The organism is Roseateles sp. GW821-FHT09H10 (assembly GCF_059415865.1).
Genome location: NZ_JBWKOB010000006.1, coordinates 42,520 through 55,783 on the forward strand (window position 1 = coordinate 42,520; position 13,264 = coordinate 55,783).

Sequence of the window (13,264 nt, forward strand, 5' to 3'; positions counted from 1 at the left end):
GCCACGCCTGCCGCACCCAAACGCCGAGTGATAGCCGTAACATCCTGATTCATCTGCAGCGGGCCCGATGAGGCCCGTCGATGAAAACGACGGCCAGGGAGGCCCGAATGACGCAGGGGTTGCCGTATACCGGCATCGCTGAGGACGAGGCGGCGGAAGTCCACCTCGGCGCCGTCGCGCGCAGCATGCGCAGCGGCGTCGCGTCCGGCGTGCTGGCCGTGCCCCTGTTCATCACCGGTCTGAGCCTGCGCGGCCCGCTGGACTGGCCCCTGACCCTCGCCTGGGCGGGGCTGCTGGTGGCGGTGCTGCTCGCCTACTACCTGATCGCGCCGCTGCGCCTGCGCTGGCAGGCCGCCGGGCGCCTGGACCGCTGGTGGCGGCTGCTGCTGGCCTACAACTTCGCCGTCGGCACGGTCTGGGGCCTGTCGGGGCTGCTGTTCTTCGACGCCGACCCGCTGCGCCTGCTGGTGCTGCTGGTGCTGCAGATGGGCATGATGCTCAGCGTCGCGCCGAGCATGGCGCCGCTGACGCTGGCGACCTACGCCAACCTGCTGCCCTGCGCCCTGCCCCTGGTCGTGCGCGCCGCCCTCGATCCCGCCCCCATCGGCCTGGTCATGGGGCTGGCCGTGCTGCTGATGCTGGCCTTCATGATGGCCTACGCCCATGTGTTCGCCCGCACCCAGATCGAGTCGGTGCGCATGCGCTTCGAGAACCGCCGCCTCAACGAGGCCCTGACCGAGCAGCGCGTGCGCGAGCGCACCGCCGTGCTGGAGGCCGCCAGCGCCCACAAGTCGGCCTTTCTTGCCACGGTCAGCCACGAGATCCGCACGCCGATGAACGCCATCATCGGCATGACCCACCTGGCCCTGAACACGGCGCGCGAGAGCCAGCGCCTGGACTATCTGCGCAAGATCAGGCAGTCGTCCCAGCACCTGCTGCACATCATCAACGACATCCTCGACTTCTCGAAGATCGAGGCCGACAAGCTGGAGCTGGAGAGCATCGATTTCAGCCTCGCGTCGGTGCTGGACGACTTCGCCACCGTCATCTCCGAGAAGGCGAGCGCCAAGGGCCTGGAGCTGATCTTCGACGTCGCGCGCGGCGTGCCCAACCACCTGGTCGGCGACCCCGTGCGCCTGGGCCAGATCCTCATCAACTACGGCAGCAACGCCGTCAAGTTCACGGCCCGCGGCGAAGTCGTCGTGCGGGTGCGCAAGCTGGACACCGGCACCGACGACGTCAGGCTGCGCTTCGAGGTCAGCGACACCGGCATCGGCCTGGACGAGGCCCAGATCGCCCTGCTGTTCCAGAGCTTCCAGCAGGCCGACAGCTCCACCAGCCGCCAGTTCGGCGGCACCGGCCTGGGCCTGGCCATCGCCAAGCGCCTGGCCGGCCTGATGGACGGCGAGGTCGGCGTGCACAGCGCCGTCGGCGTGGGGTCGACCTTCTGGTTCACGGCGCGCATGGGCCTGGGCCACGAGCTCGCGCCGGCGGCCAGTCCGCGCGACCTGCGCGGCCGGCGCGTCCTCGTCGTCGACGACAACGACAGCGCCCGTACCGTGCTCGTGGACGCTCTGGAAGGCTTCGGCATCCGCGCCGAGGCGCGCGGCGACGGCGCCAGCGCGATCGAGGCCGTCGCCCAGGCCGACAGCGCCGGCGAGCCCTTCGACGCGCTGCTGATCGACTGGCATATGCCGGGCCTGGACGGCCTCGCGACCAGCCACCGCCTGCATGCCCTGGCGCTGGCGGCAACGCCGCGCCAGCTGCTGATCACGGCCTTCGACCGCGACGAGGCGCTGCGTCTGGCCGCGCCGGGCCAGTTCGACGATGTGCTGGTCAAGCCCATCAACCCCTCGACACTGCTGGACCGGCTGATGCGCGTCCTGGTCGCCGGCCTGCCGCCGGCCGCCGACGACGCCCAGGCCGACGCCCCATCGCCGGCCCTGCTGGCCCTGCGCCCGCTGCGCGGCAGGCGCGTGCTGGTGGTGGACGACAACGCCATCAACCGCCAGATCGTCGGCGAGCTGCTGCACGACGCCGGCCTCGTCGTCGACGACAGCGTCGATGGCGAACAGGCCCTGCAGGCCTTGCACGACCAAGCCTACGACCTCGTGCTGATGGACATGAACATGCCCGTGATGGACGGCCCCACGGCGGCGCGCGCCATCCGCGCCCGCCCCGAGCTGGCGGAGCTGCCCGTCATCGCGATGACGGCCAACGTCATGCAGGCCGACCGCAGCCTCTGCCTCGAGGCCGGCATGAACGCCTTCCTGAACAAGCCCATCGAGCCCGACCGCCTCTATGAGCTGGTGGCGGCCTGGGTGCGCCCGGCCGAAGCCGTCGCAGCGCGCCCGCGGTCCGGTGCCATGGCGAGCGCCGTCGAGGACGCCGCCGCGCTGCAGGCCGCCCTCGAGGCGCTGCGCCAGGCCCCGGGCCTGGACGTCAACACCGGCCTGCGCCGCAGCGGCTACAAGCCGGCCCTCTATGTGTCGGTGCTGCAGCAGTTCCTGGCCGGCCAGGGACGCTTTGCCGAGCAGCTCGCGGCCGCCCTGGCCGAGGGCCGCGCGGCGGATGCGCTGCGCCTGGCCCACACGCTGAAGGGCACGGCCGGCAACCTCGGCGCGGTCGCGCTGCAGGCCAGCGCCGGGCGCCTCGAGCAGGGGCTTCAAGGTACGCCCGCGGAAGTGTCCGAGCGGGTGCTGGAAACCACGGCCCGCCTGGACGAGCTGCTCGCCCATCTGCGCCGCTGCCTGCCCGCGGTGGCTGCCGCCCCGGCCGCTGCCTGCGACCTGGCCGAGTGGCGCGAAGTAAGCCTGGCGCTCAGGCGGCAGCTGCAGGAGGGCTTCCCGGAAGTGCGCGAGGCCACGGCCCGGCACGCGGCGCTGCTGCAGGCGGCCATGGGCGCCGACCACAAGGCCTTCGCCGAAGCGGTGCGGGTGTTCGACCACGACGCGGCCCTGGAGGTGCTCGAGCGATGCCTGCGGCAACACGACATCCCAGCCTGACACGGAGGACGGCATGAGCGGCACTCCCCATCCAGCCCTTCCGGTCGTCCTGGTCGTCGACGACACGCCGGAGAACCTGGACCTGATGGTCGGCCTGCTGAGCGACCGCTACCGCGTCATCGTCGCCAACTCGGGCGAACGCGCCCTGCGCCTGGCCAGCGGCGAGCACCGGCCCGACCTGATCCTGCTGGACATCACCATGCCCGGCATGGATGGCTACGAGGTCTGCCGCGGCCTGAAGGCCGAGCCCCGCACGCGCGACATCCCCGTCATCTTCCTCACCGCCAAGGCGGAGGTGGACGACGAGAGGCTGGGCCTGGAGCTGGGTGCGGTGGACTACATCACCAAGCCCATCAGCCCGCCCATCGTGATGGCGCGCATCCGCACCCACCTGACGCTGAAGGCCGCCGCCGACTTCCTGCGCGACCGCAGCGACTACCTGGCGGCCGAGGTGCAGCGGCGCACGCAGGAGATCGAGGCCCTGCAGGACGTCATCGTGCTGGCCATGGCCTCGCTGGGCGAGACGCGCGACAACGAGACGGGCAACCACCTGCGCCGCACCCAGCACTATGTGCGCTGCCTGGCCGGGCAGCTGCGCGCCCACCCCCGCTTCGCCGCCCTGCTGACGCCGCAGAACATCGAGCTGCTCTACAAGTCGGCGCCCATGCACGACATCGGCAAGGTCGGCATCCCGGACCGCATCCTGCTGAAGCCCGGCAAGCTGGACGCTGACGAGTTCGAGGTCATGAAGACGCACACGACGCTGGGCTTTGAGGCCATCCAGCGCGCCGAGGCCTCGCTGGGCCGCGACATGCCCTTCCTGCGCTTCTCCAAGGAGATCACGCTGTCGCACCAGGAGAAGTGGGACGGCTCGGGCTACCCCCAGGGCCTGGCGGGCGATGCCATCCCGGTCTCGGCGAGGCTGATGGCCCTGGCCGATGTCTACGACGCCCTCATCAGCAGGCGCGTCTACAAGCCGGCCTTCAGCCACGCGAAATCGCGCGACATCCTGCTGGCCGGCCGGGCCAGCCACTTCGACCCCGACGTCGTGGACGCCTTCATCGCCTGCGAGGCCGAATTCCAGGCCATTGCCGAGCGCTACGCCGATCCGCCGTGATGCAAAGAGAATGGGCGCATTTCCAACCCGCCCGGCCCCATGAAATACCTCCACACCATGGTCCGCGTCAGCGACCTCGACGCCTCGCTGAAGTTCTACTGCGACGCCCTCGGCCTGCGCGAGCTGCGCCGCTCCGAGCACGAAGCCGGCCGCTTCACGCTGATCTTCCTGGCCGCGCCGGGGGATGACCAAGCCCAGGTCGAGCTGACCCACAACTGGGATGAAAGCGGCTACGCCGGCGGCCGCAACTTCGGCCATCTCGCCTATGCCGTGCCCGACATCTACGCCGCCTGCCAGAAGCTGGCCGACCATGGCGTGACCATCAACCGCCCGCCGCGCGACGGCCGCATGGCCTTTGTGCGCTCGCCGGACGGCATCTCCGTCGAGCTGCTGCAGGCCGGCCCTTCGCTTGCACCCGCCGAGCCCTGGGCCTCCATGCCCAACACCGGCAGCTGGTAGGCCCACGCCGCCAGCCATGCAGGCCGAAGCGGCCGACACCGCGGCCCTGGCCGGCCTCAGGCTGGGCGCCTGGGTGCTGTGGCGGCGCATCGGCAGCGGCGGCCTGGGCGAAGTCTGGGAAGCCGAACGCGACGACGGCCTCTACCAGGCCCGCGCCGCCATCAAGCTGCTGCATGGCGACAGCGCCACGCCCGCCGTCGCCAGGCGCTTCATGCGCGAGCGCGCGGCCCTCGGCCTGCTGACGCACACGGGCATCGCCGCCCTGCTCGGGCCCGCGCCGCCCGGCCCGCCGGCCTGGCCGCCGGCCATCCGCTGGACAGCGTCAGCCAGTGGCTGGAGGCCCGCCACCGCGCCGGCCGGGACGACGATGCCGCCACGCGCAAGGCCTGGGCGGCCCTCGCCGCTTGGCGTGGCGCCGGCGCGCCGACGCTGGCCAGCCTGGGCGGCCTACTGCCCTAGGCTGTCGGCCCAGATGTTCTCGGCCCAGGCCAGCGCGATGGCGGCTTCGGCCGCGCTCGCGGCCGGCGACACGCCACCGGCGCCGGGCACGGCCTTCATGGTCTTGTCCGCCGCGTCGTACTGGTGGACGGAGGCCACATGCATGGCCTCGCCCGGCGTGACGAAGCTGTAGCAGGTGTTCATGACGACCGGCGCCGGGTGGGGCGCCTCGCCCCTGAGCAGTTGCAGCACGGCGGCGGCGGCCAGCTTGGCCTGCTGGTTGGCCAGGTGGCCCGACTTGGGCATGCCCGGCGCCGAGAAGATCGCGTCGCCGACGACATGCACGCCCGGCGCCGCCTGGGCCTGCATGCTCAGCCAATCGACGCCGACCCAGCGGCCGTTCACATTGGCGAAGTCGCGCGCCAGGGCTCCGGCGCGCTGCGGCGGAATCAGGTTCAGCACATCGGCCTTCACATCCTCGAACTCGAAGCGCGCCGTGCCGTCGGCCAGCACCTCCCTGAGCTCGGCATTCGGCCGGTACTCCAGCACGCCGGCATGGTGCTGGGTGAAGGCGCGCTCGAACAGGGCCTTCTTGCTCTGCACCTCGGGGTTGGCGTCCAGCACCAGCAGCTTGGCGCGCGGCCTGGCGCGCCTCAGATAGGAGGCGATCAGGCAGGCCCGCTCATAGGGCCCGGGCGGACAGCGGTAGGGTGCCTTGGGGATGCTCATCAGCACGACGCCGCCCTCGGGCAGGGCCTCGAGCTGGCGGCGCAGGGCCATGGTCTGGGCGCCGGCCCGCCAGGCATGCACGGCGCGGCCGCTGTCGAGGGCGGCGCCGAGGCCGGGCACGGCGTCCAGCATGAAGTCGATGCCGGGGGCCAGTACCAGACGGTCCCAGCCCAGCGTGCTGCGGTCAGCGAAGCGAATCGTCCTGGCCACCGGATCGATGCCGACAACCTCGGCGCGCAGCCGCTTCACGCCGCGCGCCTCCAGGCTGGCGTAGCCATGGGCGATGCTGAGCGGGTCGCGCGCGCCGGCGATGACGAGGTTGGACATGGGGCAAGAGATGAAGCCGTCGTTGCGCTCCACCAGCGTCACGTCGACGGCCGGCCCGCCCCAGAGCTTCAGATAGCGCGCCGCGGTCGCGCCGCCGAAGCCGCCGCCCACGACGACGACGCGGGCCGCCGGTGCGGGCGGCGTGGCGCAACCCGCGAGGGCCAGTCCCCCCGCTGCAATCAGCTGGCGACGGTCCATCATGGCTTGGCCTGGCTCGCGAAATAGGCGGCCACGAGGCGCAGTTGCTCCTCGGTGTAGCCCTTGACGATCTGCGGCATGACACTGCCCGGCTGCCTGCCGCTGCGGTAATCGGCCAGCAGATCCAGCATGGCCTCGGCCTTCATGCCGGCCAGCGGCGGCATGACCTGGCCGCGCGGGCGGCCGTTCGTGCCGTGGCAGCCGGCGCAGGTGGCCGCGAGGCTGCGGCCGACGTTGAGGTCCTGCGCCAGCGCCGGGGCGCACAGCAGCAGCGTCATCCACAACAACGGCCAAGCCTTCATCCACATCTCCTCAGAGCTTGTGCGATCGGTCTCCGCGTTCAAAACCCAGGGCATCAAAACTGCCATGCAGCGGCGCGAAGCCGATCACCTTGAACAGCTCGCCCATCTCATGCTCGGCCAGCAGGCGGTGGGCCATGGCCCGCTCACCCAGGGAGGTGCCGGCCAGCAGATCGGCGATGCCGCAGTTGAGCAGGAAATTGGCTTGGCTGGTATAGCCCAGCACGACCAGGCCGGCGTCCTGGCCCGCCAGCGCCACGCCGGTGAAGTTGACGTGGGCCGTGATGTCCTTGTCGCCCACGGCCAGCAGCGGGTCAGGGTCGGCCAGATGGCCTTGGTGGCACATCAGCGTGCCGCCGCGGCGCTGCGGGTGGTAGTACTCGGCCTCGGGGAAACCGTAGTCGATGAAGAAGGCGGCGCCACGCTTGAGCGTGCGGGCCAGCGTCGTGATGAAGGCCTCGCCCTGGGGGTGGATCTCGGTGACTGTGCCCGGCACGAAACCCGTCTCCAGCGGCGGGCGCAGCATGCTGTCGCGGTCCTCGAAGGCGAAGCCTTTGCCACTCGAGACCACGCCGCGCTCGCGCCAGGCCTGGCCGTCGAAGGCGATGAGCTGGACCGGCATCGCGTCCAGCACCTCGTTGCCGATGACGACGGCCTCCAGCTCGTCCGGCAGCGCATCCAGCCAGTCGACGCGGTCGCCCCAGTGCGCGAGACGCTCGCGCTGGCGCTCACGCAGCTCGGCCGACAGCTCGACGATGCGGTAGCGCGCCAGCCCGGCGTCCAGCGCATCCAGCTCGGCGATGAGCTGGGCCGCCAGCGCGCCCGAGCCGGCGCCGAACTCGACGACGTCGCGGCAGCCGGCAGCAATCATGGCCTGGGCCAGCTGGCGGGCCAGCGCGCGGCCGAACAGCGGCGACATCTCGGGCGCCGTGACGAAGTCCGAGCCTTCGCTGGGCATCTGGCCGAACTTGCGCCGGCCACCGGCGTAATAGCCGAGACCGGGCTCGTACAGGGCCATGGCCATGAAGCGGTCGAAGGGCAGCCAGCCGCCGGCGGCGGCGATCTCGGCGTGGACCTTGTCCACAAGGCTCATCGCGCTCACCTGGCTTTCACCCAGGCTTCGAAATCGGCCGCCGACATCGGCGCGCCCACCAGCTCGCCCTGGAACTGCTGGCAGCCCCAGCCGGCCAGCAGCTGCCATTGGGCGGCGCTGCGCACGCCCTCGGCGGTGACGGTCAGCCCCAGGCCGACGGCCATCTGCACGATGGCCTTGGTGATGGCCTGGGCGCCGACGTCGTCGGGCAGGCGGGCGACGAAGCCCTGGTCGATCTTGAGCTTGTCCAGCGGCAGCTCGGTCAGGTGGGCCAGCGAGGTGTAGCCGGTGCCGAAATCGTCGACCGACACGGTCAGGCCCAGGGCGCGCAGCTGGGTGAGCGTGGCCGGCGCATGGGTGATGTCGTCGATGAGCATGCGTTCGGTCAGCTCCAGCTCCAGCCACTGGCCCTGGGCGCCGGAATCGGCCAGCACTCGCTTGACGGTGTCGGCAAAGCCGTCGAGGTGGAACTGGATGCGCGACAGGTTGACGGCGATGCGCATCGGCCCGTGGCCGCTGGTCAACCCTTTCTCGCGCCAGCGCCGCGCCGTCACGGCGGCCTCGCGCAGCACCCATTCGCCGAGGTTGAGCATCAGGCGGTGGCGTTCGGCGACGAAGATGAAGCTGTCGGGGCTCAGCAGGCCGCGCTGCGGATGGCGCCAGCGCAGCAGGGCCTCGGCGCCGGACAGCTGGCCCGTCGTCGCCTCGACCTGGGGCTGGAAGAAGAGTTCGAACTCGTTGCGCGTCAGGCCCTGGGCCAGTTCGGCCTCCAGCACCAGGTCGGCATAGGCCGTCGCGGCCAGGGCCGGCTCGAAGAACTGGTAGGTGGCGCGGCCGCGGGCCTTGGCGCTGTACATGGCCGTGTCGGCATGCTGGATGAGCTCGTCGGCCTGCTTGCCGTCGTCGGGATAGACGGCCACGCCGATGGACGGCGTGACGGACAGCGCGCGGCCGTCGGCCTTGACGGGCACCTCGACGACGGACAGCAGCGCGTCCAGCACCACCTTGATGTCGTCGCGGCTGGTCAGGTCGCTGAGCAGCACGACGAACTCGTCGCCGCCGAAACGACCCACGAGGTCGCTGGCGCGCAGCGCGCCGACCAGGCGCTCGGACACCGTCGTCAGCACCTGGTCGCCTTCGAGATGCCCCAGGGAGTCGTTGACGCGCTTGAAGTTGTCCAGGTCGATGAAGAGCAGGGCCAGGATCTCGCCCTTGCGCTCGGCGCGGCGCATCAGCAGGGCCATGCGGTCCATGAAGGCGGCGCGGTTGAGCAGGCCGGTCAGCGCGTCGTGGTGGGCCAGGTGCTGGATGCGGGCCTCGCTGGCGAGGCGGTCGCGGATGTCGCGCACGATGGTCATGCGCAGCTTCTCGCCATCGCGCTCGATGGTGCGCACGATGAACTCGACCGGGATGCGCGTGCCGTCCTTGTGCGAGACGGCAGTCTCGTAGCGCACCTCCTTGCCCAGGCGCATGACCTCCTTGACCTTGTTCAGCTCGTCCTCGGCGATGAAGGACAGCACATGCCGCCCCACCATCTCCTGCAGGGTGTAGCCGACCAGCTCGCAGCAGGGCGGGTTCACGTCGGTGGTGATGCCGTCCTTGTGGAAGAGGATGCCCTCCACCGTGGCCCGCATGAACTTGTCCAGGCGCGCCTCGGACTCGCGCACCTGGCGCTCGGCCAGGCGGTGCTTGGTGATGTCGTTGATCATCACGCAGCTGGCCACCGGCACGCCGTCCTCGCCGAGCTGGGGGATGAGGTGGACCTCGATCCAGCGCGGCGTGCCGTCGGCCTCAGGCAGCTCGCGCTCATAGCTGACGGCGATGCGCTCGGCCAGCACGCGGTCGACGGCCGGCTGGATCACCTTCAGCGCCTCGGGGCCGATGATCTCGCCGAAGGTCTTGCCGAGGATGCTCTCCTCGGTCAGGCCGAAGGCCTCGGCATAGCCGCGGTTGGCGAACAGGCAGCGTTCGGTCTTGGCGTCGTACAGCGCGATCCAGGCCGGCACATAGTCGGCCAGCAGCTTGAAGCGCGCGGCCTCGTTCTCCAGGGCGGCTTCGACCCCGGTCTTCATGAGTTGGCGGTCTTGCGGGCCAGACACAGGTCGTCCCAGGCGCCGGCCTTGTCCGCCGGCGAACGCAACAGGTAGGCCGGATGGTAGGTGACCACGACGGGCAGGTCGCGCCAGGCATGCACGCGGCCGCGCAGCTTGCCCAGGGGCTCGGCCAGGCCGGTGAGGCGGCGCGCCGCCTGCAGGCCCATGGCCAGCACGAGGCGGGGGCGCAGCAGCTCGGCTTGGGCGGCGAGCACGGCCTCGCCGGCCTCCAGCTCCGGCGGCAGCGGCTGGCGGCCACGCGGCGCCCGGCCGGGCACCAGCGGCGCCACGAAGGCGTTCGCGCCCTCGCCGCCCAGGCTCAGGCCGGCGGCTTTCAGCATGCGGTCCAGCAGCCGGCCGGCATCGCCGCTGATCAACTGGCCGGCCGCCTCGTCGGCTTCCTCCGGCGGGTCGGTGACGACCAGCCAGTCCACCTGTGATTCGGCGCCGCGGCCGAACAGGTGGACGCGGTGCTGGCAGCCGCCGCAGGCTTGGCCCGCCAGCACGGCCTCGCGCAGCGACGCCAGATCCAGGCCGGCCAGACTGGGCGCGGCCGAGGGCGCGGCGACACGGATGACGGCGGGCGGAGGCGCCGCGACGGTGATGGGTTCGGGCTCGGCCTCGACGACCGCCAACGCTTCGGCCGCCCCAGCGGCAGCCGCCGGCACGCGGAAGCCCATCTCGGCCAGCATGGCCCTTTGGCGGCTGTCCCAGCTCATGCCGGCACCGCCAGGCTCATCAGGATGGCGTCCTCGCGCGGCCCTTGCTGCACCGGGTAGTAGGCGCGGCGCTTGCCGACCTCGGCAAAGCCATAGCAGCGGTAGACCTCGCGGGCGCGCTCGTTGCTGACGCGCACCTCCAGCCACAGCTGGGTCAGGCCGCGGCGGCGGCAGTCGGCCACCAGGCGGTCCAGCATGGCCACGGCCAGGCCGCGGCCCTGCCAGGCGGGCACGACGGTGATGTTGAGCAGGTGCATCTCGTCCACGCCCGGCATGGCGACCCAGTAGCCGAGCAGCTCGGCGCGCGCCCCGCGCAGCACTTCCGCCGGATAGGCGGCGGCCAGGGAGTCGACGAAATTGCCATGCGTCCACGGCACCGGATAGGCCTGGCGCTCGACCGCGATGATCTCGGTCAGGTCGGGGATACGCATGGCCGCGGCCTCGAAGGGCGGCGTGCTGGGCTGGACGACGGCGTTCATGGCGCCGCCTTCTGCTCGCGCTCGGCCGTGGTCAGGGCAACCTTGTCGCGCACATAGACGGGCAAAGCCTCGGCCGCGTCGCGCATCTCGCCGCGCTGCCAGGCCGCCAGCGCGAGTGCGCCCAGGGCCACGGCGCGCGAGCGCGCCTGCGGCCAGGCATGGGGCAGGGTGCCCAGGGCCTCGGCATATTCGTTCAAGGCCGTGCCGGCGACCGCGGTGGGTTCGCCCCAGTGCGCAGCCAGGACTTCGGGCTTGTAGAGGGCCGGCGCCTCGACGACCTGCCAGCCGGCATCGGCCCAGCGGTAGTGCGCGGCATAGATCTCGCCGATGCGCGCATCCATGGCCACCCAGATATCGTCACCGGCGCCCTGGCCGCGGGCGTCCTCGGCCACCAGCATCAGGCTGTCGACGGCCAGCACCGGCTTGTCCAGGCCGAAGGCCAGGCCCTGGGCGACGGCGCAGGCGGTGCGCAGGCCGGTGAAGGCACCGGGGCCCTGGCCGAAGGCGATGGCGTCCAGGTCGGCCATCGCCACCCCCGCGCCGGCCAGCAGGGCCTTGACCTCGGGCAGCAGGCGCGCCGAGGCCTGGGCACCGCCCTGGGCCTCGAAAACCCGGGTCTGGCCCTGCGCCACGAGGGCCAGGGCCATCGTGTCGGTGGAGCTGTCGAGAGCCAGGAGAGAGGGCATCAAGGCAGTGTAACTTTCGGGTCATGGGCAAACGGGCGTTGGGATGGGTGCTGGCGGGGTGGATCCTGGGGGTGCAGGCGGCCGAACCGCTGCCGCTGTCGGTCCAGGTCGCGCTGCGCCAGGCCCAGTTGCCGGCCACGGCCCTGGGCGTCGTCGTCCAGGCCCTGGATGAAGCCAGGCCCCGCCTGGCCTGGCAGGCCGATCTGGCCCAGAACCCGGCCTCGCTGACCAAGCTCGTCACCAGCATGGCCGCCCTGGACACCCTGGGCCCGGCCTGGCAATGGCAGACGCCGGTCTGGCTGACCGAGGACGGCGGCCTCACTCTCCAGGGCAGCGGCGATCCGCGCCTGTCCACCGAGAAGCTCTGGATCGGGCTCAAGCGCCTGGGCGTCACCGAGTTGCGCGGCCCGCTGCGCCTGGACCGCGGCGCCTTCACGCCGGGCACGGCCGAGCCGGGTGATTTCGACGGCGAGCCCTGGCGCGTCGGCAACGCCCTGCCCGAGGCCCTGCTGCTGAACGCCAAGGCGGTGGGCTACACCATCCGCGTCATCGACGGCACGCAGGCCCGCATCACCGCCGACCCGCCGCTGGACCCGCCCGCCCTCGTGCCCACGACCGCCGGCCCCTGCGGCGACTGGCGCAGCGCGCTGAAGCTGCAATGGGCGGCGGGGCAGCGCCCGCGCTTCACCGGCAGCTTTCCCGCAGCCTGCGGCGAGCAGACCTGGACGCTGGCCGACCCCGATCCCGCCACCTATCCGGGGCGGCTGCTGACGCTGATGCTGCGCGAAGCCGGCATCGCCTGGCGCGGCGAGGCTGTCGTCATCGATGCGCCACCGCCCACCGTCGCGCCGACGCAATTCTGGCCAGGACCGACGCTGGGCGAAGCCCTGCGTGACATGAACAAGGCCAGCAGCAATCTGATCGCCCAGCAGATCCTGCTCAGCACCGCCCGCGCCGCCGGCGTGCCGGCGCCCTCGCCCGATACGGCGGCGACCTGGCTGCAGGTCTGGCTGGAGGCCCATGTCGGCACGACGCCACCCAGCCGCGTCGTCAACGGCTCGGGCCTGGCGCGCGAGACCCGCATCAGCCCGGCCCAACTGGCGGCCCTGCTGCGCTGGGGCTGGCAGCAGGCGTGGATGCCGGAACTGCTCGCCTCGCTGCCGGTGGCCGGGCTGGACGGCACGCTGTCACGCCAGCCCGGTCGCTTTGGCGCGGCGGCAGGGCGGGCGCATCTGAAGACGGGCTCGCTGCGCGACGTGGTCGCCCTGGCCGGCATCGTCGACGCGCCCTCGGGCAAGCGCTGGGTGTTGGTGGCGGTCGTCAATCACCCACAGGCCCAAGCCGGGCGGGGCGTGCTGGATGCGCTGTTGCGGTGGGTGGCGCAGGACGCGCCGGAAGGGAAAGCCGGGCGATGAGAACGCGCAGATCGTCAATCAAGGAAAGGCCTTGAGCTCATGTGTACCGCGCCGCCAAGTATTTTTTCCCGGCCACGGCCTTCTCCAATGGGAGTAGCAACTCCTTCTGTTCGGCGAGCTCGAACGCCGGGCCGCCGCCGAGCAAGGCATGCCACCGCTTGGGCTCGATGCTGAAGTACTGCCAGAACATGCCCATGGGAGCGCTCC

12 protein-coding genes are annotated in these 13,264 nt (G+C 71.6%); 4 read left to right on the top strand and 8 right to left on the bottom strand.

Annotated elements, in window-relative coordinates; genetic code table 11:
• The first annotated feature begins 107 nt into the window (after positions 1-107).
• Genes AC07OY_RS24010 through AC07OY_RS24020 form a run of 3 tightly spaced genes read left to right on the top strand, consistent with a single transcriptional unit; the run spans position 108 to position 4,581 of the window.
• Positions 108-3,005 carry a response regulator gene (locus tag AC07OY_RS24010; RefSeq protein ID WP_495045101.1) on the top strand — a complete coding sequence of 966 codons (2,898 nt, stop codon included), beginning with the start codon at positions 108-110 and terminating at the stop codon, positions 3,003-3,005.
• Between the two features lie 13 nt (positions 3,006-3,018).
• Positions 3,019-4,122, top strand: coding sequence for a response regulator (locus AC07OY_RS24015; RefSeq protein WP_495045102.1), 1,104 nt, complete (start codon positions 3,019-3,021; stop codon positions 4,120-4,122).
• Between the two features lie 39 nt (positions 4,123-4,161).
• Positions 4,162-4,581 (top strand): VOC family protein, encoded by a 420-nt coding sequence (locus tag AC07OY_RS24020; RefSeq protein WP_495045103.1) that lies wholly within the window; start codon positions 4,162-4,164, stop codon positions 4,579-4,581.
• A 447-nt stretch (positions 4,582-5,028) separates the two neighbouring features.
• Here the strand turns inward: AC07OY_RS24020 and AC07OY_RS24025 are convergent, their stop codons facing one another.
• From AC07OY_RS24025 to tsaB, 7 genes are read right to left on the bottom strand one after another with little or no spacing between them, the layout of a single operon-like run.
• Positions 5,029-6,273, bottom strand: a complete 1,245-nt coding sequence (locus AC07OY_RS24025; protein WP_495045508.1) for an NAD(P)/FAD-dependent oxidoreductase — start codon at positions 6,271-6,273, stop codon at positions 5,029-5,031.
• A complete protein-coding gene (locus AC07OY_RS24030) occupies positions 6,273-6,575 on the bottom strand; it encodes a c-type cytochrome (RefSeq protein ID WP_495045104.1) in 303 nt (100 codons plus the stop codon). Before AC07OY_RS24030 ends, AC07OY_RS24025 begins: the two co-directional genes overlap by 1 nt.
• A 10-nt stretch (positions 6,576-6,585) precedes the next feature.
• Positions 6,586-7,665, bottom strand: a complete 1,080-nt coding sequence (locus AC07OY_RS24035) for a class I SAM-dependent methyltransferase (RefSeq protein WP_495045105.1) — start codon at positions 7,663-7,665, stop codon at positions 6,586-6,588.
• A 5-nt stretch (positions 7,666-7,670) separates the two neighbouring features.
• Entirely contained in the window at positions 7,671-9,737 is a 2,067-nt protein-coding gene (locus AC07OY_RS24040; RefSeq protein WP_495045106.1) for a putative bifunctional diguanylate cyclase/phosphodiesterase, read from the bottom strand.
• A complete protein-coding gene (locus AC07OY_RS24045) occupies positions 9,734-10,477 on the bottom strand; it encodes a uracil-DNA glycosylase (protein ID WP_495045107.1) in 744 nt (247 codons plus the stop codon). Before AC07OY_RS24045 ends, AC07OY_RS24040 begins: the two co-directional genes overlap by 4 nt.
• The gene (gene rimI / locus AC07OY_RS24050; RefSeq protein WP_495045108.1) at positions 10,474-10,956 is read right to left on the bottom strand and encodes a ribosomal protein S18-alanine N-acetyltransferase; all 483 of its coding nucleotides are present in this window, start codon (positions 10,954-10,956) and stop codon (positions 10,474-10,476) included. Before rimI ends, AC07OY_RS24045 begins: the two co-directional genes overlap by 4 nt.
• A complete protein-coding gene (tsaB, locus tag AC07OY_RS24055; protein WP_495045109.1) occupies positions 10,953-11,642 on the bottom strand; it encodes a tRNA (adenosine(37)-N6)-threonylcarbamoyltransferase complex dimerization subunit type 1 TsaB in 690 nt (229 codons plus the stop codon). The genes rimI and tsaB overlap by 4 nt, the downstream gene beginning before the upstream one ends.
• A 71-nt stretch (positions 11,643-11,713) precedes the next feature.
• Here tsaB and dacB point away from each other — a divergent pair, with 71 nt between their 5' ends.
• Positions 11,714-13,057 carry a D-alanyl-D-alanine carboxypeptidase/D-alanyl-D-alanine endopeptidase gene (dacB, locus tag AC07OY_RS24060; RefSeq protein WP_495045110.1) on the top strand — a complete coding sequence of 448 codons (1,344 nt, stop codon included), beginning with the start codon at positions 11,714-11,716 and terminating at the stop codon, positions 13,055-13,057.
• A 37-nt stretch (positions 13,058-13,094) separates the two neighbouring features.
• On the opposite strand, the gene AC07OY_RS24065 is transcribed toward dacB, so the two are convergent.
• On the bottom strand, positions 13,095-13,253 hold the full coding sequence (locus AC07OY_RS24065) for a hypothetical protein (RefSeq protein ID WP_495045111.1): 159 nt from the start codon (positions 13,251-13,253) through the stop codon (positions 13,095-13,097).
• Positions 13,254-13,264 lie beyond the last annotated feature (11 nt).

What these genes read in the sequence shown, in the direction of transcription:
- AC07OY_RS24010 (WP_495045101.1), top strand. Translation starts at nt 108, where the DNA reads ATGACGCAGGGGTTGCCGTATACCGGCATCGCTGAGGACGAGGCGGCG.
- AC07OY_RS24015 (WP_495045102.1), top strand. Translation starts at nt 3,019, where the DNA reads ATGAGCGGCACTCCCCATCCAGCCCTTCCGGTCGTCCTGGTCGTCGAC.
- AC07OY_RS24020 (WP_495045103.1), top strand. Translation starts at nt 4,162, where the DNA reads ATGAAATACCTCCACACCATGGTCCGCGTCAGCGACCTCGACGCCTCG.
- AC07OY_RS24025 (WP_495045508.1), bottom strand. Translation starts at nt 6,273, where the DNA reads ATGGACCGTCGCCAGCTGATTGCAGCGGGGGGACTGGCCCTCGCGGGT.
- AC07OY_RS24030 (WP_495045104.1), bottom strand. Translation starts at nt 6,575, where the DNA reads ATGAAGGCTTGGCCGTTGTTGTGGATGACGCTGCTGCTGTGCGCCCCG.
- AC07OY_RS24035 (WP_495045105.1), bottom strand. Translation starts at nt 7,665, where the DNA reads ATGAGCCTTGTGGACAAGGTCCACGCCGAGATCGCCGCCGCCGGCGGC.
- AC07OY_RS24040 (WP_495045106.1), bottom strand. Translation starts at nt 9,737, where the DNA reads ATGAAGACCGGGGTCGAAGCCGCCCTGGAGAACGAGGCCGCGCGCTTC.
- AC07OY_RS24045 (WP_495045107.1), bottom strand. Translation starts at nt 10,477, where the DNA reads ATGAGCTGGGACAGCCGCCAAAGGGCCATGCTGGCCGAGATGGGCTTC.
- rimI (WP_495045108.1), bottom strand. Translation starts at nt 10,956, where the DNA reads ATGAACGCCGTCGTCCAGCCCAGCACGCCGCCCTTCGAGGCCGCGGCC.
- tsaB (WP_495045109.1), bottom strand. Translation starts at nt 11,642, where the DNA reads ATGCCCTCTCTCCTGGCTCTCGACAGCTCCACCGACACGATGGCCCTG.
- AC07OY_RS24065 (WP_495045111.1), bottom strand. Translation starts at nt 13,253, where the DNA reads ATGGGCATGTTCTGGCAGTACTTCAGCATCGAGCCCAAGCGGTGGCAT.